22 protein-coding genes are annotated in these 22,779 nt (G+C 72.6%); 10 read left to right on the top strand and 12 right to left on the bottom strand.

Going from position 1 to position 22,779, the window contains the following annotated elements:
* The 3 genes from H5965_RS42945 to H5965_RS42935 form a co-directional block, all read right to left on the bottom strand.
* Positions 1-507 carry a hypothetical protein gene (locus H5965_RS42945; protein WP_310977048.1) on the bottom strand — a complete coding sequence of 169 codons (507 nt, stop codon included), beginning with the start codon at positions 505-507 and terminating at the stop codon, positions 1-3.
* A 39-nt stretch (positions 508-546) separates the two neighbouring features.
* Positions 547-1,056: a hypothetical protein gene (locus H5965_RS42940; RefSeq protein ID WP_310977047.1), complete on the bottom strand. Its 510-nt coding sequence runs from the start codon at positions 1,054-1,056 to the stop codon at positions 547-549.
* A gap of 119 nt (positions 1,057-1,175) precedes the next feature.
* A complete protein-coding gene (locus tag H5965_RS42935) occupies positions 1,176-2,012 on the bottom strand; it encodes a helix-turn-helix transcriptional regulator (RefSeq protein ID WP_310977046.1) in 837 nt (278 codons plus the stop codon).
* Positions 2,013-2,113: 101 nt separating this feature from the next.
* On the opposite strand from H5965_RS42935, the gene H5965_RS42930 reads away from it, so the two are divergent.
* Positions 2,114-2,968, top strand: a complete 855-nt coding sequence (locus H5965_RS42930) for an SDR family oxidoreductase (protein ID WP_310977045.1) — start codon at positions 2,114-2,116, stop codon at positions 2,966-2,968.
* Between the two features lie 23 nt (positions 2,969-2,991).
* Here the strand turns inward: H5965_RS42930 and H5965_RS42925 are convergent, their stop codons facing one another.
* Positions 2,992-3,708, bottom strand: coding sequence for a VOC family protein (locus H5965_RS42925; protein ID WP_310977044.1), 717 nt, complete (start codon positions 3,706-3,708; stop codon positions 2,992-2,994).
* An 81-nt stretch (positions 3,709-3,789) separates the two neighbouring features.
* Between H5965_RS42925 and H5965_RS42920 the strand changes: the two genes are divergently transcribed.
* Positions 3,790-4,281 (top strand): GNAT family N-acetyltransferase, encoded by a 492-nt coding sequence (locus H5965_RS42920; RefSeq protein WP_310977043.1) that lies wholly within the window; start codon positions 3,790-3,792, stop codon positions 4,279-4,281.
* Here H5965_RS42920 and H5965_RS42915 read toward each other — a convergent pair.
* The 3 genes from H5965_RS42915 to H5965_RS42905 form a co-directional block, all read right to left on the bottom strand.
* Positions 4,262-5,782 carry an MFS transporter gene (locus H5965_RS42915; RefSeq protein ID WP_310977042.1) on the bottom strand — a complete coding sequence of 507 codons (1,521 nt, stop codon included), beginning with the start codon at positions 5,780-5,782 and terminating at the stop codon, positions 4,262-4,264. The two genes, H5965_RS42920 and H5965_RS42915, sit on opposite strands and share 20 nt — an antisense overlap.
* Positions 5,779-6,459 (bottom strand): LppX_LprAFG lipoprotein, encoded by a 681-nt coding sequence (locus H5965_RS42910; RefSeq protein ID WP_310977041.1) that lies wholly within the window; start codon positions 6,457-6,459, stop codon positions 5,779-5,781. The genes H5965_RS42915 and H5965_RS42910 overlap by 4 nt, the downstream gene beginning before the upstream one ends.
* Before the next feature lie 125 nt (positions 6,460-6,584).
* Entirely contained in the window at positions 6,585-7,364 is a 780-nt protein-coding gene (locus H5965_RS42905; protein WP_310977040.1) for a hypothetical protein, read from the bottom strand.
* Between the two features lie 241 nt (positions 7,365-7,605).
* Here H5965_RS42905 and H5965_RS42900 point away from each other — a divergent pair, with 241 nt between their 5' ends.
* Together H5965_RS42900 and H5965_RS42895 are read left to right on the top strand one after the other, a co-directional pair.
* On the top strand, positions 7,606-8,427 hold the full coding sequence (locus H5965_RS42900) for a helix-turn-helix domain-containing protein (protein WP_310977096.1): 822 nt from the start codon (positions 7,606-7,608) through the stop codon (positions 8,425-8,427).
* 63 nt (positions 8,428-8,490) lie between these two features.
* Positions 8,491-9,072 carry a dihydrofolate reductase family protein gene (locus tag H5965_RS42895; RefSeq protein WP_310977039.1) on the top strand — a complete coding sequence of 194 codons (582 nt, stop codon included), beginning with the start codon at positions 8,491-8,493 and terminating at the stop codon, positions 9,070-9,072.
* Between the two features lie 145 nt (positions 9,073-9,217).
* On the opposite strand, the gene H5965_RS42890 is transcribed toward H5965_RS42895, so the two are convergent.
* On the bottom strand, positions 9,218-10,333 hold the full coding sequence (locus H5965_RS42890) for an NAD(P)/FAD-dependent oxidoreductase (RefSeq protein WP_310977038.1): 1,116 nt from the start codon (positions 10,331-10,333) through the stop codon (positions 9,218-9,220).
* 86 nt (positions 10,334-10,419) lie between these two features.
* Between H5965_RS42890 and H5965_RS42885 the strand changes: the two genes are divergently transcribed.
* The 3 genes from H5965_RS42885 (at position 10,420) to H5965_RS42875 (ending at position 13,028) form a co-directional block, all read left to right on the top strand.
* Positions 10,420-11,139, top strand: coding sequence for a TetR/AcrR family transcriptional regulator (locus H5965_RS42885; protein ID WP_396136999.1), 720 nt, complete (start codon positions 10,420-10,422; stop codon positions 11,137-11,139).
* Positions 11,140-11,160: 21 nt separating this feature from the next.
* Entirely contained in the window at positions 11,161-12,105 is a 945-nt protein-coding gene (locus H5965_RS42880) for a hypothetical protein (protein ID WP_310977036.1), read from the top strand.
* A 95-nt stretch (positions 12,106-12,200) separates the two neighbouring features.
* On the top strand, positions 12,201-13,028 hold the full coding sequence (locus tag H5965_RS42875) for a hypothetical protein (protein WP_310977035.1): 828 nt from the start codon (positions 12,201-12,203) through the stop codon (positions 13,026-13,028).
* On the opposite strand, the gene H5965_RS42870 is transcribed toward H5965_RS42875, so the two are convergent.
* Entirely contained in the window at positions 12,985-13,404 is a 420-nt protein-coding gene (locus H5965_RS42870) for a DUF6069 family protein (protein WP_310977034.1), read from the bottom strand. The two genes, H5965_RS42875 and H5965_RS42870, sit on opposite strands and share 44 nt — an antisense overlap.
* 64 nt (positions 13,405-13,468) lie before the next feature.
* Between H5965_RS42870 and H5965_RS42865 the strand changes: the two genes are divergently transcribed.
* Together H5965_RS42865 and H5965_RS42860 are read left to right on the top strand one after the other, a co-directional pair.
* Entirely contained in the window at positions 13,469-13,957 is a 489-nt protein-coding gene (locus H5965_RS42865; protein WP_310977033.1) for a MarR family transcriptional regulator, read from the top strand.
* A gap of 71 nt (positions 13,958-14,028) precedes the next feature.
* Entirely contained in the window at positions 14,029-14,268 is a 240-nt protein-coding gene (locus H5965_RS42860; RefSeq protein ID WP_310977032.1) for a hypothetical protein, read from the top strand.
* Between the two features lie 250 nt (positions 14,269-14,518).
* On the opposite strand, the gene H5965_RS42855 is transcribed toward H5965_RS42860, so the two are convergent.
* From H5965_RS42855 to H5965_RS42845, 3 genes are read right to left on the bottom strand one after another with little or no spacing between them, the layout of a single operon-like run.
* Positions 14,519-16,612: an iron ABC transporter permease gene (locus H5965_RS42855; RefSeq protein WP_310977031.1), complete on the bottom strand. Its 2,094-nt coding sequence runs from the start codon at positions 16,610-16,612 to the stop codon at positions 14,519-14,521.
* A gap of 1 nt (position 16,613) precedes the next feature.
* Complete coding sequence (locus tag H5965_RS42850) at positions 16,614-17,591, bottom strand: iron-siderophore ABC transporter substrate-binding protein (RefSeq protein WP_310977030.1); 978 nt, start codon at positions 17,589-17,591, stop codon at positions 16,614-16,616.
* A gap of 23 nt (positions 17,592-17,614) precedes the next feature.
* Positions 17,615-18,445: an ABC transporter ATP-binding protein gene (locus tag H5965_RS42845; protein ID WP_396136998.1), complete on the bottom strand. Its 831-nt coding sequence runs from the start codon at positions 18,443-18,445 to the stop codon at positions 17,615-17,617.
* A 145-nt stretch (positions 18,446-18,590) separates the two neighbouring features.
* Here H5965_RS42845 and H5965_RS42840 point away from each other — a divergent pair, with 145 nt between their 5' ends.
* Complete coding sequence (locus tag H5965_RS42840; RefSeq protein WP_310977029.1) at positions 18,591-22,361, top strand: hypothetical protein; 3,771 nt, start codon at positions 18,591-18,593, stop codon at positions 22,359-22,361.
* Positions 22,362-22,779 lie beyond the last annotated feature (418 nt).

Below are 22,779 nucleotides of genomic sequence, written 5' to 3'. Positions count from 1 at the left end.
TCAGAGGCTGTCGTAGGCGTCGCCGTCTTCGTTGAGCAGTACGTAGGCGGGCGAGAGTTCGGTGAGGCAGACGCTCAGCGACGTCAGCAGTTCATCGAGGGGAACGGGGCCGAGCCCCAGCTCCGCGGCGGCTTCGGCGCGGAGCTGGTCGATCCGCGGTTCGTACTCCTGCATCTCGGTGTAGGAGGCTTCGAAGGAAGCCCGCATGGCGGCGAGATCGGGCGCGAGCGGGACGACGTCCTGCCAGGTCGGGATCGCGACGATGAGGCGAATCGCGGCTTCGAGGTCGGCGGCCAGGATTCCGGCGCTGCCTTCGGAGCTGGCGTAGAGCACGGGTCCGTCGTCGCCGCAGAGGAAGAAGGTGCCTCCGGATGCATCCCCGGCGACGGCGCGCAGCGCGCCACCGGAGGCCGGCCGCACCGGTTCGACGGGATCCAGGCGGGCGACGTCGAAGTCGAACACATCGGCCAGCAGGGCCGCGGCGCGGGCGTTGAGGCGATCGAGCACGCGGGAACGATAGCCGTCCGGCGGGGAGGGCCGGACCAGTCATCGGGGACGGTGGGTTGCCAGTCCGTTTTCGTCCAGGGCGTTGAAGATGTGGAGATCGCCGCGGCTGGTCTTCAGCCAGAGACCGGTGGTCAGCCAGGTCGCTCTGGTGCCGACCGCGTTTTCGGCCGCGAAACGCGATGAGGTCGCGGCTACCTCGTCCACAGTGGCGTCCGCGATCGCCGCGAGTGCGGGATGCGCAGCCTGCCGCCATTCCAGGGGCCACTCCACCCAGGCCCTAGGCGTGACTGCCACGTCGATGGTGTTCCACGTGATGGAGAGGTGGTCGAACTGCTCCCAGCAGACCTCGAGTTGCGGTCCGTCATCCAGACGCAGGACAACGGGCAGGTCGGCGAACCATTCGTCGTGTTCGAGGGACCAGACTGTCCACGTTTCGGCAATCCGATGCCCCGGCAGGGACCGCAGCCGCGCGGCCTGCCGGTCGAGTTGGTCGTCGGCGGGCAGGAAAGCAGGCACCCAGCCGGAGACGTGAGGGTCCTTCGGAGTCACCGGCGAACGGTCCCACAGGCCGCTGATTCCGGCATCCTCGTTTCCGCACGATGACCGGTGGACCGGCGCGGGCGATCCGCCTGGCCTTCCGTCTGCGACTCCGCGTGGAAGTCCTGGGGTCACTTGCGGTCGGCGGCCATTCGCTGGGTGCCCGTCGCGGCCAGGAGGTCGAGCTTTTCCCGGGCGTCGGTGCCCGGCCGGGGCGTGTAGACGACGACCCGCAGGTTCGAGCCCTGGGTGATGAGGACGTCGGAGTCGAGGTCGATCGGGCCGGCTTCGGGGTGCTCGATCAGCTTGTGCCCGCTCTGGTGCTCGGCGACCGACGCGGCCGCCCACAGTTCCCGGAAGCGCGGTGCCCGCTGCAGCCGGGTGATCAACGCCTCGACGTCCGGGTCGTCGGGGTACCGGCTGGTCGTGGCGCGCAGGTCGGCCACGAGGGATCGTTCGAACGCGGCCCGGTCCCCGGGGCTGAACCGCGCGGGGTTCGGCATGCCCTCGAACTGCATGAGCACCAGGTTGCGGTGGTCCTCGGTCACCGTCGTCGGGTCGCCGAACGCCGCGGCGAACAGCGGGTTCCAGTGCAGCAGCTGCCAAGTGGCGTCGTACACGGCGAGCGGGTGGGTCTCCAGCCGTTCCAGCAGGCGGCGGACGCTGCCGGGAATCAGCCGGGGGACGCGGTGCGGGTCGGCCGAGTGTCCGGCCAGCCGCATGAGGTGTGCGTGCTCGGCGTCCGACAGCTGCAGCGCCCGGCCCAGCGCGGTGCAGACCTGGGCGGACGGATTGGCCGCGCGTCCTTGCTCGAGCCGGACGACGTATTCGATCGAGATGCCGGCGAGGACGGCCAGTTCCTCGCGGCGGAGGCCCGGAGCACGGCGGGGCGCTTTGTGCGGGATCCCCACGCTCGCGGGATCGAGGCGATCGCGCCATGTCCGCAGTGCCCGCCCGAGATCGTCCATGCGGTCATTGTGCGCTCAGCGGACCTCGTTCGTGGTGGTACCGGCTGTACCAGGACATGCCGTGGCTGTCTCTCGCCCGGGCCGCGGCGCAGGGTGATCCCATGAACGCAACCCAGTCCAGCACACCCTCCGAACTCGTGATCGTCACGGGCGCAAGCACCGGCATCGGGCGGGCGACCGCGCAGCGGCTGGCCGCCGACGGCTTCCACGTCCTGGCGGGCGTCCGGACCGAGGCGGCCGCCGCGGAGGTGACGGCCGGGCGCATCGAACCGGTGCTGCTCGACATCACCGACGAGAGCCAGGTGACCGCGCTCGCCGACCGGGTTCGCGCGGACCGCCGTCCGCTGCGCGCGGTGGTCAACAACGCCGGGATCGCGGTGAACGCCCCGATCGAAGCGCTGCCGCTGGCCGAGTGGCGTCGGCAGTTCGAGGTCTCGGTGTTCGGTCAGGTGGCGGTCGTCCAGGCACTCATGCCCGCTCTTCTGCGGAGCAAGGGCCGCATCGTCAACATCGGCTCCACCGGCGGGAAGGTCGCCATGCCGGGCTTCGGTGCCTACTCCGGCGCGAAGTTCGCCATGGAAGCCGTCAGCGACTCCTTGCGCCGCGAGGTGGAACCGTTCGGTGTCGCCGTCGCCGTGGTCATTCCCGGTGCGATCCGCACCAAGCTGACCGAACGCGGAAACGCCACGGCGGAACGGCTGATCGCGGGCATGACCCCGGAGCAGCGAGCCCGCTACACCGGACTCACGAAAGCCTTCCGCGCCACCACAGAAGCCTGGGGCGTCAACGGTTTGGACGCGAGCGTCGCCGCCGATGCCGTCTCAAAGGCGATCCGGGAGCGCAGGCCGCGGACCCGGTACACCGTCGGTCGCGACGCCGCTGTGATGACCCGGCTGACGCACCTGGTCTCCGATCGTCTGCTCGACCGGATGGTGCGCCACACGATGGGGCTCTGAGCCCGCAGCTGCGCCAGGAGCGGTCAGCGCCCCGCTGTGGTGTGCGTGGAGAACTCGTTGCCGTCGGGGTCGGCCAGGACGACGGTGCCGTCGGTGCGGGTGTCGAGGTGGGTGGCGCCGAGGGAGATCAGCCTGTCGACCGTCGCCTGCTGGTCGCCGTCGGCCGGCAACAGTTCGAAGCGCTGGCGGTTCGGCTCCGGTGTCACGGGTGTGCCATCCCAGGTGTCCCAGGCGATCTTCGTGCCGCCGTGGGGTGACTGGATTGCGGTCTGCTCGCCGCGGTCCCAGACCAGGGGCCGGCCCAGTGCCTTGCTCCAGAACAGGCCGGTCTGCCGGGTGCCGGCGCAGGTGAGTTCGCCCAGGGGGCCGCAGCCGGCGAGGTAGTCGTTGCAGGGCTCGATGACGCAGAACTCGTAGCCTGCCGGGTCGGCCAGGACGACGTGCGGCTCTTCGGGTTGCTGCCCGACGTCGAGGTGGTGGCCGCCGAGCTCGAGTGCCGTGGCCACGGTGTGCTGCTGGTCGTCGAGGTCGGTGCTGGTCAGGTGCAGGTGCATCCGGTTCGCGCCGGGGCGGCCGGCGCGGCCCGGGGTGAACCGCAGGCCGAGCTGGGTGTCCTCGCCCGGGAGCAGCAGACCGCCGGTGTCCTCGGTGACTTCCCGGCCGAGCAGGCCGGCCCAGAAGCGGGCCGCTTCAGCCGGGTTGTCCGCTTCGAAGGTCACCGCCAGCAGTTCCGAATGCATCACCGGAACGTAGACACCGCTCTCCTGCGGCGGCAAACCATTATGGAACCGGCGGAAACCTGCGCATGGGAGATTGCTTCCATGACAGTTGACCTCGAGACCGAGCGTCTGGTGCTTCGACCGTGGCGGGTGGCCGAGGCTGCCGTGCAGCGTGAGCTGTGGGCCGAACGTGATCCGCGAGTGCCGCCGCACCGGCGGATCGATGCCGCTGGGCATCCCACTGTTGCCGAGCTCGAGGAGGCGATTCGCGCGTCCGTGGGGTTGCTGGCGGTCGAGCGGAAGGCCGTCGGCGACGTCATCGGCTACTGCGGGGTGATCGGGGAAGACGAGGGACGACCGGAATTGGCGTTCGAGCTGCTGCGCCGGACCTGGGGGCGGGGCTACGCGACCGAGGCTGCGGTGGCTGTCCTGGACTGGGCCAGGTCGGCCGGGTACGAGCGGTTGTGGGCCACGGTGTGGGAGTGGAACACGGCCTCGCGCCGCGTGCTGGAGAAGCTCGGGTTCGTCGAAGTCGGGCGCGAACACGTGGACGGGATCCACGGACCTTCTTTGGTCACCTCGAAGCGGCTGTAGCACCTCGGGACGTCCGGCCGCCGATGCACAGTCCGATGGCCGCTCCTGCCAGGCACACCACCGACGTGATCAGGAAGATCGCGCGGTACTCCGTCAGCAGCGCCTCACGGACCGCGCCGAGGTAGTCGGCGAGGGCGCGGTCGTAGGCCGGCTGAGTGGGGAACAGGATCCGGATCGGTGGGTTCAGCGATGCCGTCAGCGTGTGGAAGTAGTGCAGGCCGAAGGCCGACACCGCCGCGACGCCGACCAGCATGCCGGTCATCCGCGCGACCACGACCGCGGCCGAGGCGACGCCGTGCTGGGCGCGCGGTACCGCACGCAGCGCCACGGCCGACAGCGGGGCGATCACCAGGCCGAGGCCCAGTCCGGCGAGCACCAGGTCGACATCGAGGCGCGGCAGCCCCAGGACGGACCTGGCCGCGAGCACGTCCGCCGGCCAGCGGGACATCAGGAGGTAGCCGCCCGCGGCGAGCAGCATCCCGGCGCCGACGATCCAACGTTCGCCGATTCGCGTGGCGAGCAGGCCGCCGAGGAGCGCTCCGACCGGCAGCGCGACCAGGAACCTCAGCAGGAGCTCGACACTGCCGCCGTCGTCGCGGCCCAGCAGTGTCTGTGCGAACAGGTCGACGTCGACCAGGGTGATCATCAACGCCGCCCCCGCGGCGACACTCGTCCCGAGCGCCGTGAAGAACGGCCGCAGTGAGACGTTCGCCGTGTCGATGAGGCGGACTTCCGCGCGCGACTCCCACCAGAGGAACGCGACCAGACCGACCCCAGCACCGATCAGGAACGGCACTCCCCACGGCGGCAGCACCTGCTCGCGCGGGTTCGGGTTGTCCAAACCGATGACGAGCAGTGCGAGCGTGAGCGCCAGCAGCAGGACACCGACGAGGTCCACGCGCGGCCGCTCGGCGGGTTTGCCGCCCCGGACGGAAACCTGCACCGCGACGGCGGCCAGCACGGTCAGCGGGACGTTCACCCAGAACACGCCGCGCCAGCCGGTCGCGGCGGCCAGCCCGATCCCGTAGATCGGCCCGAGCACGCTGCCGAGCTCCTGCGCGGCGCCGACGGCCCCCAGCACGGCGGAGCGGCGGTTCCCCGGCCACAGGTCCGCGGCCAGCGCGAGGGTCACCGGAAGCAGCGCGCCCCCGGCGGTCCCCTGGAGCACCCGGCCCGCGACCAGGAGCGGGACCGTGCCGGCCAGCGCGGTGAGCACCGACCCGGCGAGGAACCCGCCGAGGCAGGCCTGCAGCAGCAGCTTGCGGCCGAACCGGTCGGAGTACTGGCCGAGCAGCGGCATCGCGGCCACGTAGCCGAGCAGGTAGCCGGTGATGACCGGCGTGACGATCTCCAGCCGGTTCACCGGGACGCTCAGGTCGTCGATGATCTGCCGCAGCAGGCCGACCACGACGTAGGTGTCCAGCGCGCCGAGCAGCACGGCGAGCCCGCCGGCGCCGACCGCGAGCGCGCGGCCGCCGCGCGAGGCGACCGGCCCGGTCACGCCGGCGCGGTCACGGTGACCGGCTTGTCCACATCGGACAGTGTGACGTCCACGGTGGCGCCGCCGGGGTACCCCAGCGAAGCCTTGACCGGCAGGTGGCCGCCGTCCTGACGGAGCCAGAAGGTGGCGTTCACGTTCGAGGCCGTTCCCGGCACCAGCGCGGTCAGCGCCTCCTTCGGGACCGTTCCGGCGACGCGGTACGTCGGCGTGCCACCGACGTCTTCGGTGCCTTCCGTGTTCGGGCCCTGGACCGAGGCCAGCACCTTCGGGATACCGCGCTGCGGGTCGAGGATCGCGGACGGGTCGTAGATCGAGGAGCTCAGCGCGGCGGGGATCCGCTGGAACCCGCCGGTGGGTCCCTTGATGTACAGCGAGCCGTTCACCAGGACGAACTGGGCGTCGACGACCTGGCCCATCAGGTCCAGCGTGCCGGTGCCCTTCGCGCCGCCGCCGTTGGCCTTGGTCAGGTCACCGTCGACGCTGTGCACGCTCAGGCCCGGCACGGTGCCGGTGACCTTCAGCGTGAAGTGCGTGCTGGTGACGGCGCCCGCCGCCGACGCGCTGTCCTTGAGCAGGGCACCGGCGTCGGGCAACGTGGCGTCACCGCTCGAGGAACAGCCGGTGACGATCGCCGCGCCCAGGGCCAGCACCGCGAGCAGGCTACGCCGCAGAATCATGCGCACACCCTAGATCAGGAGCCACCCCCAGGCACGAACCGCCTCGTGACGGCTGCTCGGCCGGAACACTGCGGTGCGTGAACGGCGGGGACAGTTGCCGGCGCTCGGACGCCGGACTCCCGGCGTCACGTGGTTGATCGTGGGATGGGGATTTCGAGCGCGGTCGTGCCGGCGAGCAGGGTCAGGCGTCCGGGATGCGCAGGCGGCGCCGGAGACCACTGCATTCTCAGCCGGTCGAGGTGGTCGCCCGATTCGGCCGAGCCGCCGGTCCGGCGGTACGCCGTGCCCTGCTCGTCGCGGAGTTCCCAGGTGACGTCGGCCAGTGGCGAGCCGGCCACCGTGCGGGCCGGTGGGTCGGTGGCTTGCCCGCGGCGTCGGCGGTTCAGCCATTCCAGGTGCTCGCGCGCGGCCTGGGCCCGCCTTTCGTGGTGCTCCGGGCCGGGGTGGGTGTAGAGGTCGACCAGGATCCGGTCGCTCCACAGCTCCGCCGAGATCAGCGTCACCGGCCGTCCGCCGAGGTGCCCGAGGTGCCGCGGCCCCGCCAGCACACCCCGCAACGTCGGCGGCTCGGCCGGCTCGGGGGCCACGACCGGTGCCGATCCCGTCCGCGCGGCCACGGGAGCGAAGGTGCCCCCGGCCGTCGAAGACGACACCGAGGCTGTCACCGACCGGATTTCCGGCCTGATCCCGGCCTCCTCGAGGGCGTCGAGCGCGGCGCTTTCCTGCTCGTCGGTGAGCACCCCGGTGGCACCGAGGGCCTCGACCTGCGCCGTGAGCCGGCTTCCGAGCATGCGCAACGGATCCACGGAAACCACGCCGGCGGACTGTTCGCGCCGGACCCGGCTCACCCCGGCCACGGCCGGTCGGAAGACCTGCGCCAACCACTGTTCCCCGGACAGCGTCATGACTTCAATTTACCTTTGCCGACAAGACATTTTCACGGGGAGCGCGGAAGTGGCCGGTCAGCGCGTTCCCGCGATGGCGTCTTTGATCACCTGCGCTTCCCCGTCCAGGAGCGACCTCTCGCATTCCGGGGGCGCGGCTTTGATGGTCCAGCCGTCGCCCGCGTAGCGTCCCCTCGCACCCCAGGCGTGAGCCTGCCATCGTCCCGTGGGCGATGCTAGGGGTGTGGAGTACGTGTCCCGAGTGCCGCGACCGCCGCTGGACGGGCTGATCGACGACCTCTACTACCTGGAGGGCGCGCCGCCCTATGCCCGGCTGATGCTGCCGCCGATGCCCGGGGCCTTTCTCATCGTCAACCTCGGGGCGCCGTTCCGCATCCGCGGCGGCACCGACGCCGAGACGGCCGGGTACGCCGACGGCTGCGTGGTCAGCACACCCACCCGCGCGCTGGAATTCGGCTACCCGGTCCCGACGCGGTCGGTCGGCGCGCACGTGAAGCCGTGGGGGCTGGCGCCGTTCCTGCCGATGCCCGCGGGCGAGCTGTGTGACCGGCCGGTGACGCTGGAGCAGGTGTGGGGCCGGGCCGCCGTCGCCGAGCTGCGCGACCGGCTGGCCACGGCGGCCGGACCGCACGAGATGCTGACGCTGCTCGAAGAGGAGCTGCTGCGACGGCTGACCGAGACCGCCGGCCTGGAGCTGGTCCGCCACACGAGCGGGGTCATCGCGGCGGCCGGCGGGGCGGTGGCGATCGGCGACCTGAGCGTGGCCGCCGGGGTCAGCAGCACGCACCTGGTCCGGCGGTTCAAGGAGCTCGTCGGTGTCACGCCGAAACGGCTGGCGCGCACCCACCGCTTCACCGCGACCGTGTTCGCGATCGACCCCGCCGGGCCGATCGACTGGAGCGGCCTCGCCGGGGGAGCGGGCTACTTCGACCAAGCCCACTTCGGCCACGAATTCCGGGCTTTCACCGGGCTGACGCCCACCCGGTACGTCGAAATCCGGCGGCGGTTCCTGCGCGAACACCCCGGTCACGTGCTGGACGGCTGGCCGCTGCCCGCCGATTGATTTCTTACAAGAGCCACCGCGCACGACGGGCTAATTTGGGCACCCCCAAGCAAAGGAGGGCCCGTGGGCAAGGTGGTCATGTACAGCTCGGTGTCGGTGGACGGCTTCATCGCGGACGAGAAGGACCAGCCCGGACCGCTGTTCGACTGGCTCACCGGCGGCGACGTCCCGCTGGACGCCGGCGGCGTCCTGAAGGTGTCGCAGACGTCCTACGACCACGTCCGGCCGTACTGGGACGGGATCGGGGCGACGATCGCCGGCCGCCACGTCTTCGACCTGACGGACGGCTGGGACGGCGCGCCGCCCGCCGGGGTCGACCACGTGGTCGTCGTGACGCACCGGCCGCCGCCCGAGGGCTGGGACTCCGAGGCGCCGTTCCACTTCGTCGACGGGGTCGAGGCAGCGGTGGCGAAGGCGCAGGAGCTCGCGGGTGACCGCGTGGTCGAGGTCGCCGCCGGGGACGTCGGTGGCCAGGTGCTGGCCGCGGGACTGGTCGACGAGGTGCGGATGGACGTCGTGCCGGTCGTGTTCGGGACCGGCAAGCGGTTCTTCGGGCCGGTTCACGGGCAGCGGTTGCTGGAGGATCCCGAAGTGGTCATCCGGGGCAACCGGGTGCTTCACGTCTGCTACCGGGTGCGTCGCTGATCGCCCCGCGGGATTTCAGCACCACGGCCGGTAGATCGAGTGCCGGCCGGGGCCGGGCCGTGGCGCACCGGGCCGGTTTCTCCCCGCGTCAGGCGTCACTTTCTCGGGTGAGCGGCCCGATTGTCCGGTTTTGCCCGTCTTCGAGTCAGGCCGATTCGGGTTGTGGCACGAAGGCGGGAAGCGCGTCGAGGCTGTGGCGCACGGCCTCGGCGCCGTACTGGAGCATCTGCCGTTCGTATGCGTCGACCGCGCCGGGGAGGTCCGGGCGGCCCTCGGTCAGGCAGCGGCGCAGCAGGTCCGCGTCGCGCAGGGCGGTGTTCGCGCCGTTGCCGCCGGTCGGGGAGGTGGCGTGGATGGCGTCGCCGAGCAGCGTGACCGGGCCGGGCGCCCAGCGCTCGCGGGGCTCGACCACCCGGATGGACAGCAGGGTGCTGTTGTCCGGGTCGGCCTGCTCGATGAGCGCCCGCAGGTCCGGGTGCCAGCCCTCGGTCCGGGCCAGCACGGTCTCCTGTGGGGTCAGGCCGCCGGCCGGGCCGTCCGGCGGCAGGATCATGGCCCAGCGCACGTAGTCGCCGACGTCGGGGAGGACCACCTCGGGCGCCAGCGTCTCGGCCGCTTCCTTCGGCGGGGTGCGGAAGCGCATCGCGCCGAGCAGCAGGCTGACGCCGTTGCCGGCGATCTTCGAGCCGAACGCCCGCGCCAGTCCGGCGAACTGCCCGGTCAGCGGCGTGCGGCCGATGACGAACCGGACGCCGGTGTCGGTCGGCGTGGTCTGCGGCGAGAGCACCGCGCGGACGGCGGAGCCGACCCCGTCCGCGCCGACGAGCAGGTCGGCGACGACCGGGTCCCCGTCCGCGAACCGGGCTTCGACGCGGCCGTCGTCCAGCACGTCGTAGCCGGTCAGCGCGGCCCCGGTGCGCACGGTGAGCCCGGTCAGCAGCAGGTGGCGGAGCACGTGCCGGTCGATGACGGTGCCGGTTCTCCCGGGGCCGAGCTCGCCGATCTTGTTCAGCCGCGGGTCCAGGACGAGCCGCTCGCCGTAGGCGTCGCCGGTGATCGCGTCCAGCAGCGGGTGCCAGCGTGGCGGCAGACAGCCTCGGAGCGCCGCCAGCCCGGTGGGGTTCAGCACGAGCCGGTAGCCCTGGAACCGTGCGGTGATCGCCGGGTCCCGCTCGTGCACGTCGGCTTCGATGCCGGCCTGGCGCAGGCCCTGCGCCAGGCACAGGCCGCCCAGACCGGCTCCGGCGATGGAAACGCGCATGTCAGATCCCTTTCGAACTTAGTTCGTTCGTGACGAACTAAGTTCTAGCACGCGAACTTAGTTCGTCTCAAGCTATAGTGATCGACATGCCCACGGACCCCCGGCAACGCCGAGCCGCCCGGCACGCGGGCAACCCCGCGGCCCCGTCGCCCAAGAGGCCGATCACGGTCGACCGGATCACCGACGCGGCCCTGCAGGTCGTGGCGGCCGAGGGCTACGACGCTCTGACGATCCGCCGCGTCGCCGCGGTGCTCGAAACCGGGCCGTCGTCGCTGTACGCGCACATCGTGAACAAGGACGACCTCGACGACCTGCTCATCGGCCGGCTGTGCGCCGGGATCGAGCTGCCCGAACCGGACCCGGCGATCTGGCGGACGCAAATCCTCGACGTGTACTCCCGGATCCGGGATCAGTATTTGCGGTATCCCGGTGTTTCCCGGGCTGCGTTGGGCATGGTTCCCACCAACCTCGACGCGCTGCGGGTCCGTGAAGGGCTTTTCGCGATTCTGCTGGCCGGGGGTGTCGAGCCGCAGGCCGCCGCGTGGGGCCTTGATGCGCTGTCTCTCTATGTCAGCGCGTATGCGTTGGAGCAGTCGCTGGTGCGGCAGCGGCGGAAACGTCCGGAGGACGAATGGGTGGTCGGCCAGGAGGAGTTGCTGGACCGGTTCGCCGCACTGCCGGCTGATGCTTTTCCGCAAACGCGGCGCTTTGCCGCCGAGCTGACTTCCGGGAGCGGGGACGATCGGTTCGAGTTCACCGTCGGTCTGATCGTGGACAACCTCAGCCGGACCCGGTCGTCCCGTTGATTCCGTTGAAGACTCGTTCAGGTGACGTTTTTCCTGGACGGTAACGGCCGGCGAAGAAGCTGCGACCTCCGGACAACCGCGGCCCGACGGCGTCCTGCACGGGCAACGGACGTTTCCCGAAAGGAGGTCGGCGTGAGCGTCGAAAACCGGGAAGAAAACATTCACCAAACCTACCTGGCGCTTCGCGTCGCCATGGTCATGCTCGTGGCGCTGCTGTTCCTCGCCATCCTCTGGCAGTTCCTGTTCGTCAATGACGGTCTGTGCTGGCAGCACTCCATCAGCGCCTACTACTTCACTTCGGTGCGGCCCGTTTTCGTCGGCGTTCTGTGCGCGATCGGCACGGGCATGATCGTCTACCGCGGGAACACCGACTACGAGAACACCGCACTCGACTGCTCGGGGTTTCTGGCGTTCATCGTCGCGTTCGTGCCGACGGAAATCGACGACGCCTGTCTTCCGGTGAACGGGCCGAGCCGGCCCGAGATCGAGGCGGCGGTCAAGACCGATGTCGGTGCGCTGCTCGTGATCGGGGTGGCCGCCACGGTCTTCGGCCTGGTCGCGCGGAAACGCCGGCACGGCCGGTTCGAACGCCCCAAGCCGTACACGCTCATCTCGCACCTGGTGACGCTGGCGGTTTTGTCCTTCGGGATCTGGCTGTACTGGAACAGGCCAGACTGGTTCCGTGACCACGGCCACCTCTACGCGGCGATACCGTTGTTCATCGGGATCGTCATCGTCGTCGTGGCGAACGCCTGGTCCGCCCCCCAAGGGAACTTCACGGTCTGGTACATCGTGGTCGCCGCCTTGATGGGCGGGTCCCTCCTGACCGGAGGAATCCTCTGGGTCGTCGGCGTGCAGCACTGGGCGTTGTGGCTGGAGGCGCTGATCATCCTCTGGTACGCAGTGTTCTGGCTCGTCCAGACGGTGGAACTCGGTGGCGCGGCGAATCGCGCCGACGTCACGTGAGCATTGATCTTCATCGCCGCTCCTCGGTCTCCAGGAGGTGAGCCGAGCCGCGCGAGAGCTGGTGATCGGTGCCGCGGTGCGGTACAACCGGGAGCGTGGCCGAGCGCGTCCGGCGTCCTGACCCGCACGTTTCCGTCGAGCGTGACGTGCTGGTGCGGTACCTCGACGCGTGGACCGCCACCGTGCTGCGGTCGCCCAAGGGTGGGACCTACGTCGAATGCGGGGAGTTCGCCGCGGAGGCCTTCCGGGTTTTCGGGGAGTTCGCCGACCGGCTGGGGGAGCATCACCTGGATGTGGTCCTCGTCGGCCGGGCGGCGCCGGGTGGGGCTCCGGGTGGGCTGGTCGTCCGGACCGTCGGCGAACTCCGGGAGGTCGGCGTGCGCGGGCCGATGCTCGCGCACCTCTCCGGTGACTGGCCGGCCTCCCTGGTGCGGGGCAAGGCGCACGAGGTCCTGCTGGCCGCCGAACCGGGCTCGGACCACCGGGAACGCTTGAAGGCGGCCGGGCTCGGGTGTGCCGTGGCCGTGGATCTGGTGGCGGACAACGGAAGCGTGAAAACGCTCGTGTTCGCGACCGCCGACGGCCGGCACCTGGCCACCTTCAAGAACGAGCTCTGGGCGGCCGACGAGTTCGCCGGCATCCGGTACCGCGATCCGCGGGACGCCGAGGGCACGCTCGTCGACATCTCTCTCACCCCGCAGCTGCTGCCGCTGCGGCGGGCGCTGCTGGCGGAACTGGAGCGGAACGGCCCCGCCACCGTCGCCGCCCTCCAGGAATTCACGTTGCTGGAAACGATCTACCGCGCCGAGGACGCCGTCGGGGCGCTGACCGCCGCCGTCGCCGCGGGGCAGGCCGGGCGGGAACCCGAGAAGGGCCGGCTCACCTCCCGGACGGTTCTGAGAGCTGAACCGCGGCCGGGGTGAGCGTCGGGCGCAGGGCGGCGACCACCGCCGTCGTGACGACCAGGTGCATCAGCATCAAGCCGAAGACGTTGGCCGCCGTGGCGCCCGCCGTGAACAGGAGCAGGTCGGGGACCCAGGTCAGGACCAGGACCGCCGGGACGACCACGCGCAGGGCCTGCGGCGCCCGGCGGGCGAGCACGAACCAGCCGATGGTGCCGAGCAGCAGCCCGGCGGCGGTCGCGGGCAGGTAGGACGCGGGGTTCAGGCCCATCGCGATCCCGCCGTCGTCGAGGGCCAGTGCGCCGAGCGCGATGGCCGTGTTCGCCGCGGCCGCCGCCAGCAGGGCGAAGCCGAGGCGGAGGACGGTCATCGAGGTCAGTCGCGGGGTGGTCGTCATCGCTCCTCCTTGGGTTTAACACGCAACCCAAACGGTAGGTTGGGTTGCGTGTTAAAGTCAAGGCGTGCGCGAGGAGGAGCCGGTCCGCTGGCTGGACGACGACGAACGGCGGGCGTGGATCAACCTGGCGAAGGTCCTGCTCACGCTCCCGGGCGCGCTGGAAAGCCAGCTGCTGCGGGACGCCGACCTGACGCTGCTGGGCTACATGATCCTGGCCCGGCTGTCGGCCGTGCCCGGGGAAAGCCTGCGGATGAGCGAAATCGCGGAAATGGCCAACGGGTCGCTGCCGCGGATTTCGCACGCCGTCGCGCGCCTGGAAGACCGGGGGTGGGTGGTGCGCGAAGTCTGCACCGGCCGGGGCCGCCGGTTCACCACCGCGACGCTCACCGCGGCCGGACGCGCGCACCTGGCCGCCTCGGCGCCCGGGCACGTCGCCACCGTCCGCCGGCTGGTGACCGATCCGCTCGGCGACGACTTCGTGCGGCTCGGCGACGCCGTCGCGCGGGTCGTGGAAACCCTGGGCCTGCCCACGGAAATCCTCGCGCCCGAGTAGGTGTGGAGTTCTCCGGCCGGCCGCGCCACACTGGTCTGCGGTTCCGGAGAACACCCGAGGAGGGGTGCGGGATGCCCACCGCCATCGAATACGCAGCCGCCGGGCACTGGCACGAGCAGAACGGGTGCGGGAGTGGTCCGCCCGCCCGGGATTTCCCTGCCGGCGAGGTCACTCTCGCCGCCTCGGTGGCGCACCAGGACGTCGTGCCGGCGCCCGCCGAAGGGTTGCTGCTCACCGGCCTGCCCGTGGCGCTGCTCGTCGCGGCCGTGGTCTGGCGACGGCGGCGCGGAAGCAAAACCACGGCCGAGTAGGGGCCCGTCAACTCCCCCGGTACCGAAGGTCAACCCGGGGCGCATGACGCACCGCAGCCGGGCGGATACGGTGGCCCGGGGCGGGCGGCGTGGACGCGGGTGCGGCGGTACGGGAAAGCGCACCCGCAGCTGCTGGACGGCGTGGTGTCGTGCCTGGTCGACGGCAACGGCGACACCACGCCGGCGAAGTGCGCCTCGAAGACCCACCAGCGTCGACGGCTGAGCACGGACGGACCGCAACCCAGGGAGCTCAACGTCCCCGGGCGGCGGCCGTGCGGTGGCGGTACAGCAGCCACACGAAGTAGGGCGCGCCGAGGACCGCGGTCATCAGGCCGGCCGGGAGCTGGCCGGGGGCGAGGACCGTGCGACCGACGGTGTCGGCCGCGCAGACCAGAATCGCGCCCAGCACCGCGGCGGCGGGCAGCAGGCGGGAATGCCGGCTGCCGACGATCGCGCGGGCCGCGTGCGGGGCGACCAGCCCGACGAACGTCAGCACCCCGATGCCCGCGACCGCGGCGCCGGTCAGCAGGACCGCGCACGACAGCAGCAGCAACCGCGTCCGGGCCACGGGCACGCCGAGCACGCGCGGCGTTTCGTCGTCCAGCGCCAGCAGGTCGAGCTCACGCCGCGTGCGGACCAGCACCGGCGTCACCACCAGCAGGGCCAGCGCCATCGGTACCAGGTGCGGGAAGGCCCGGCCGTAGGTCGAACCGCCCAGCCAGGTCAGCGCCTTGGTCTCGTTCCACGGGTCGGACAGCGTGATCAGCAGCGTCACCACCGCCTGCGACGCCGCGTGCACGCCGAAACCGATCAGCACCAGGCGTTCGCTGGTGAACCCGCCGCGGGCGGCCACGGCGAAGACCACCGCCATGGCCAGGGCGGCGCCCAGGCCCGCGGAGCCGGTCAGCGTCCAGAACCCGGCCCCGGACACGGCCGTGATCACCGCGACCGCGCCGAGGCCCGCGCCGCCGACGACGCCGATCATCCCCGGCTCGGCCAGGGGATTGCGGGCGACCGCCTGGGTGAGCGCGCCGCCCAGCGCCAGTGCCGCGCCCGCCAGCAGCGCGGCCACCACGCGGGGAACGCGGGTGTCCAGGACACCGGTGACGATCGGGCCCGCTTGCCCGGTGACCCAGTTGACGACGTCGCCCAGGAGCAGTTTCGCGTCCCCGAGCAGCACCGCGCCCACGGCGACGCCGGCCAGCACGAGCACCAGCACCGACAACGTCATCCGGTACCGGGTCGCGCTCACCCCGCCGCGGGCGCCGGCCGCGGGTGGTTCGGCGGTCGCGGATGTGATCCGGGCGGTGCGGGCCAGGACCACGAGGAAGAGCGCGCCGAGGATCGTCGTCACCACGCCGGTCGGCACCGCCAGGGCGCGTTGCGGGCCGATGACCGCGCGCAGCAGCACGTCCGCGCCCAGCAGGAGCGCCGCGCCGAGCGCCGCGGAGCAGGGGAGCAACGCCGCGTGCCGGTGCAGGCCCGGCACCACGGTCGCGAGCAGCCGGGCCACCGCCGGTGCGGCGAGGCCGACGAACCCGATCGGGCCGGCCAGCGTCACCGCGGTCGCGGCCAGCAGCACGGCCAGCGCGATCGCGGCGAACCGGGTCCGTCCGATGTGGACACCCAACGTCCGGGCGTGGTCGTCGCCGACCTGGATCAGGTCGAGCCGCCGGGCCATGCCGAGCAACACGGCCAGCGCCACCCCGGCCACCGGGCCGAGCGTGCGGATGCCGCCGAGCCCGTTCTGTTCCAGGGAGCCCTCGCCCCAGGCGAAGAGGCCGCGAGTTTCCTGGGCGTACAACAGCAGCAGCACCTGGGTCACGGAGATCAGAGCCAACGCGATCGCGGTGCCGGCCAGCACCAGCCGCACGATCCCGGTGCCCCCAGTACCGGACAGCGCGAGCACGAACACGGCCGCCGCCAGCCCGCCCGCGAAGGCGATCCCGGCCGCGCCGAGCAGGGGCAGCGAGACGCCGAACGCGGCGACGGCGACCACCGCCAGGTGCGCGCCGGCGTTGACGGCCAGGGTGTCCGGCGACGCCAAGGTGTTGCGGGACACCGACTGCAGCACCGCGCCGGCCACGCCGAGCGCGCCCCCGACGACCAGCGCCGCGAGCAGGCGCGGCAGCCGCGACTCGACGACCACCGCGGTCGTGTCACCGGTCGCGCTGCCGAAGACCAGCCGCAGCACGTCCAGCGCGTCCAGGTTCGCGGTGCCCTGCGTCAGGTGCACGGCCGAACCCAGCAGGATGAGCGCGCCGAGCCCGCCGCCGAGCAGCGCGAGCCGCCCGCGGCGCCGGACGGCGACCGCGGGCGGGCGGGGCTCGGTCAGGGTGACCACGCTACTTCTCGAGCGCGGCGACGGCCGCGTCGACGAACTGCGCCATGGACTTCGGGCCGCCGAACATCCAGAGCGAGTCCGGGAAGCGGTGCACCTTGCCGCTCTTGACGAACGGGAGGTCGGTCCAGATCGCGTTGCCGGCCAGCTGCTGCTGGTACGGGTCGCCGTCGGCGTTGTTGGCGATGTACCAGAACCGTACGTCGGGCAGCTTGGTCAGGCCTTCGACGTCGGCCTGCGCGAGGCCGTAGACGGCGTCGCCGTCCATCGGCCAGGCGGTTTCGAGGCCGAGCTCGGCGAACACCGCGGAGACCAGCGCGCCCTTGGTGTAGGGGCGGATGCTGACCGAGCCGGAGGTGACGTAGGCGTCGGAGAACGCGACCTTCTGGCCCGCTGCGCCCCGCTTCTCCACCGCGGCCCGGCCGGCGGTCAGCTTCTGCTCGAACTCGGTCTTCAGCTGCGCGGCCCGGGTTTCGGTGCCGGTGGCCTTGGCGATGGTGTCCAGGTTGGCGTACATCCCGGCGATCGGGTCCTTGGCGGTGCCGCCGTTGATGACGATGACCGGGACCTTCGCCTCGATCTGCTCCAGGGCCCCTTCGGTCACGCTGTCGGTGACGACCACGAGGTCCAGGCCCAGCGAGCCGAGCGTGTCGAGGCTCGGTTCGCCGCGGGTGCCGATGTCCTTCGGGGTGCCGTCGAGCTTTTCGGCGCTGACCCACTGGCCGTAGCCCTTGATGTCGGCCACGCCGACCGGCATGACGCCGAGGGAGACGAGGTGCTCGACGGCGTTCCACTCGGTCGCCGCGACGCGCTTGGCCGGGCCGGGCAGCTTCACCTCCTTGCCGCGCGAGTCGACGACGGTGATCGGGCCGGCACCCCCGGTGGGGGCGGCGTTGCTGGTGGGCGCCTCGGTGGTGCCGCAGCCGGCCACGAAGAACGTGGCGGCCGCGGACAGGCCGAGGAGCATCCGGGTGATCCGCATGTTTCTCCTGTTTTCCTTTTGGGTCAGACCGACGCGGTGCGCGGTGCCGCGTCGTTGAAGCGGCCGACCGCGCGGGTGTGGATCCGCCCGTCGGCCGGGTCGGCGACGACGTCCACGCGGATGCCGTAGGCGCGGCTGAGGTTTTCGGCCGTCAGCACCTCGGCGGGGGTGCCTTCGGCGGTGACCCGGCCGGCTTCGAGCAGCAGCACCCGGTCGGCGACCGCGGCGGCCTGGTCGAGGTCGTGCAGCACCACGCCGACGCCGACCCCGTGCCGGTCGGCCAGATCGCGGACGACGTCGAGGATTTCGACCTGATAGCGCAGGTCGAGGAAGGTCGTGGGCTCGTCGAGCAGCAGCAGCGCGGTGTCCTGGGCCAGGCAGGCGGCGAGCCAGACCCGCTGCGCCTGCCCGCCGGACAGGGCTTGCACGGGCCGGTCGGCGAGGGCGGACAGCCCGGTCAGCGCCATCGCCCGTTCGACGGCGGCGGGCCCTTCGGGATCGCGGCCGCCCCAGCGGGACCGGTGCGGGTGCCTGCCGAACTCGACCAGCTCCCGGACGCAGACCCCGCCGGGCGCGGTCCGGTGCTGCGACAGCAGGGTGATCCGCTTGGCGATGTCCTTTCCGGACAGTGTGCGCAGGTCGGCGCCGTCGGCGAAGGTGACGGACCCGGCGACCGGCGGGTGCAGCCGGGCGAGCGCCCGCAGCAGCGTCGACTTCCCGCTGCCGTTCGGGCCGATCAGCGCGGTGACGGTCCCGGCCTGCAGCGAGAGGGAAGCGGCACGCACGACGACGTCGCTGCCGTAGGCGACGTCGACCTCCTGGGCGTGCACGCCGGAGCGGGGGACGAGGGACACAGGAGGACAATAAGGTCAGGCTTACCTAACCAACAAGGTGGCGGGCAGCACAATCCGGACGCGCTGCCGAGGTCTGCCCCGACCGGCGAACGCCCGGATGGCGGTGTCGCGGTGGTGGACGATGGCGAGGGGAGGGGTGGTTCTGATGCCGCGTGAGGAAAGCCCGTTGCCCGAGGGGGACCTGCCGCTGGTGGAGTTCGCGCGCTCCCTGCGGCTGGTGCGGGAGAAGGCGGGCAAACCGACCTACCGGGTGCTCAGTGCGCGCGCCCACTATTCGGAAGCGGCGCTGTCGCAGGCGGCCGCGGGCCGCAAACTGCCCAGTCTCGAGGTGACGCTGGCGTACGTGCGCGCGTGCGACGGGGACGTCGAGGAGTGGGAACGCCGGTGGCGCGAACTGGCGGTGACGCTGGAACCGCCCGCGCCACCGGACTCGGACGAGCCGCCCTACGCGGGGCTCGCGCCGTTCCGGGTCGAGGACGCGGAGCGGTTCTTCGGCCGGGAACCGCTGGTGGAGGCGGTGCTCGCCCGGCTGGCGACGCAGCGGGTCGTGGTGGTCGTCGGTGCGTCCGGGACGGGCAAGACGTCGCTGCTGCGGGCCGGGGTGACCCCGGCACTGCCCGGGCCGGCCGTGGTGCTGACCCCGGGAGCGCATCCGCTGGAAGAGTGCTTCCTCCGGCTGGCCGGCCTGGCGGACGCGCCGGTGGGCCTGCCCTCCGACGACGTCCGGGGCTTGCACCACGCCGTGCGGCGCGCAGCCGCCGACGGCCGCGAGCTCGTGGTGATCGTCGACCAGTTCGAGGAGGTCTTCACGCTCTGCACCGACCACGCCGAGCGGGTCCGGTTCATCGACCAGCTGCTCACGGCGGCAACCACCGACCGCAGCGCGTGCCGGGTGGTGCTGAGCGTGCGCGCCGACTTCTACGGCGACTGCGTCGCCCATCCCGCGCTGTCCCGGGCCTTGCGCGACGGGCAGGTGACGGTGGAGCCGATGACGACCGACGAGCTGCGCCGGGCGGTCGTCCAGCCCGCCGCGCGAACGGCCTGCGTGGTGGAGAGCGCGCTGGTCGCCCGGATCGTGGGCGACGCCGGCGGCCAGCCCGGCGTGCTGCCCCTGGTTTCCCACGTGCTGCTGGAAACCTGGCGGCGTCGTCGCGGCACGACATTGACGGTGAAGGGGTACGAGGCCGCAGGCGGGATCGAGCACGCCGTCGCGCACACGGCCGAGGCCGCGTTCACCGCTCTTTCCCCCGAGCGGCAACGGACCGCTCAGCAGGTGCTCCTGCGGTTGTGCGCCCTCGGCGAGGGACTCGAGGACACCAAGCGGCGGGCGGACCGCGACGAGCTGGAGCAGCTCGGCGGCGACGTCCGGGCGGTGCTGGAAAACCTGGCGGCCGCGCGGCTGATCGTGCTCGACGGCGACAGCGTGGAGATCGCGCACGAGGCGCTCCTCCGCTCGTGGCCGCGCCTGCGCGGCTGGCTCGCCGAGGACCGCGAGGGCCTGCGGGTGCACCGGGAGCTCACCGGCGCCGCCGCCACCTGGCGTGCGCTGGGAGCCGACCCGGGCGCGCTGTACCGCGGGGTGCGGCTGGCCGTGGCCCGGTCGTGGGCCGAGCGACACGACCACGTGCTCAGCCGGCCCGAGCGGGACTTCCTCGCGGCATCGGTGGCCGAGAGCGCGCGCGCCGAGGCCGCCGGCCGCCGCCGGTCGGCGCAACTGCGTGTGCTGGTGGCGCTCTTGAGCGTGCTGCTGCTGATCGCGGCGGGGACCACCTGGTACGCCGTGCGGGCCGCGGAGGTGACCGCGGCGCAGCGCAACTCCGCAGTCGCCCAGAAGGTCGCCACGCAGGCACCGGCCCTGCGCACGGTGGACCCGGCACTGGCCGGGCAGCTCGCCCTCGCCGCCTTCCGGCTCGACCCGACCGCCGACACCCGCGGCAGCCTGCTCAGCACCGTCGTCGGACCCCGCACCACCGTCCTGACCGGCGACGTGGCCCGCCGCGCGGTCGCGTTCTCCCCGCGCGGCAGCTTGCTGGCCGCCGCCGGGGACGCCCGGGCGGTGCGGCTGTGGCGGCTGCCGTTGCCCCACGCCGCCGAGCCGCTCGCGGACGTCGTGGCGCGGTCGGAGCGGGTGGAGTCGCTCGCGTTCACCGCGGACGGGGCCCGGCTGGCCGCCGCCGGGCACGACGGGCTGGTGTCGGTGTGGAACGTGGAGGATCCCGTGCGGCCCCGCCTGCTCGCCGAGGTGCGGGCCCACGCCGAAGCGGTGTACCACGTTGCGTTCAGTCCCGACGGCACCACGCTGATCACCGCGGGCAACGACGGGACCGCCGCGCTGTGGGATGTCCGTGATCCGAGCACGCCGACCCGCGTCGCCGTGTTGAGCGGCCACGACGGCCCGCTTTCGTGGGCCGAGTTCGCGCCGGACGGGCGCAGCGCGGTCACCGCGTCCGACGACGGGACGGTGGGCCTTTGGGACGTCACCGACCGCGCTCACCCCCGGCGCACGGCACTGGTGCCCGCCCACTCCGACAAGGTCACCTCTGCGGTCTTCAGCCCCGACGGCGCGCTGCTGCTCACCGCCGGGTTCGACGCCGTCGCCCGGCTGTGGGACCTGCGGGCCGCCGCCGGCCCGCGCGAGCTCGGCCGGCTCGCCCGGCACCGGGACACCGTGCAGGCGGCCCGGTTCGCCCCGGACGGCCGGACCGTGGTCACGACCGGCTGGGACTACACCGCCTGGCTGTGGGATGTGTCGGACCCGTCGGCGCCCACCGTGACCGGCACCATCGCCGGGCACACCAACACCGTGTGGGCCGCCGATTTCAGCCCCGACGGGCGGGTGGTCGCCACGGCGGGCAACGACGGCGCGATCCGCCTGACCGACGTGCCCGGCCGGGTGCTGGGCGGGCACACCGACACCGTGCGCGCCTCGGCGGTCTCGGCCGACGGGCGGACGGCGGTGACCGGCGACCGTGACGGCACCGTGCGGCTGTGGGACGTCACCGATCCGGACCGGCCGCGGCGGCTGCCGCTGCCCGAGGCGAAGATGGCGCGGGTCCGGTCGGTGGTGCTGAGCGGGACGGTGCTGGCAGCCGGGGACGTGGCCGGGCTGGTCCGGCTGTGGGACGTCACCGATCCGGCCCACGCCCGGCTCCTGCCGCAGCCGATCCGGCACCCGGGCACCGCCCGCGCGCTGGCGTTCCGCCCGGACGGTGCGGTGCTCGCCGTCGGCGGCGACGACCCCGAGCACGTGATCCGGCTGTGGTCCTTGCGCGACCCGGCCGCCCCGGTCGTGGCCGGGCAGGTCACCGGCGCCACGGATTTCGCTCCGGCACTGGCGTTTTCGCCCCGCGGCGACCTGCTCGCCCAAGCCATGACCCGGACGGTGCGCCTGATCGACGTGGCCGACCCGGCCCGGCCCCGCCTGCTGGCGGTCTTGGACGGCCACACCGACCGGGTGCTGGCGCTGGACTTCGCCCCCGACGGCAGGCACCTCGTCTCCGCCGGGCTCGACCGCACGGCGCGGGTGTGGGACGTGACCGACCCGCGCGCGCCCGCGCACGTCTCCACGCTGGCCGGCCACCAGGGTGCGGTGCCCGCGGTCGCCTACTCGCCGGACGGTACCCGGATCGCCACCGCGGGGTACGACCACACCGCGCGGCTGTGGGACGTGACCGACGCCCGCGCGCCGCTGCCGTGGGCCACCCTTGCCGGGCACACCGACGAGGTGCACACGGTCGCGTTCTTCCCGGACGGCCGGACATTGCTCACCGGCGGCCGCGACCCGGCCGCCCTGCTGTGGCGCATCGACCCGGCCGACGCGGCCGCCGAGGCCTGCAGGGTCGCCCACCCCCCGGCAACGGCCGGGCAGTGGGGTGCTTACTTTTCCGACGTGGAGGCGCCCGCACCGTGCCGCTGACACCCACCTGACCCGGCTCGGCCCGGCTTGGCCTGGCTCGGGTTGGCTTGGCTCGGCTTGGTTAGGCCTGGCCCGGCTCGGGTCGGCTCGGCTTGGGTAGGCCTGGTTCGGTCCGGCCTGACCCGGCTTGCAACGGCCCGGCTTGGCGAGGCCTGGCCCAGTCTGAGCCAGCCCGGCGCGGCCTGACCCGGCGCGGTCCGGCCCGACCCGGCGAAGCCCGGCATGACGCGACGCGGCCCGGCGTGGATCGGCTGGTGCGGTCGGCCGAATCCGGCCCAGCCCCGCCTGACTCGGCCCGGCCCGGCCCGGCCCGGCCCGGCGCGGCTTGGCGCGGCCCGGCGCGGCTCGGCCCGGCGCGGTCCGGCCTGACCCGGCGAAGCCCGGCGTGACGCGACGCGGCCCGGCGTGGATCGGCTGG

Source organism: Amycolatopsis sp. 505 (genome assembly GCF_031625235.1).
GTDB lineage: Bacteria > Actinomycetota > Actinomycetes > Mycobacteriales > Pseudonocardiaceae > Amycolatopsis.
This window is presented reverse-complemented; position numbering and strand designations above follow the sequence as displayed.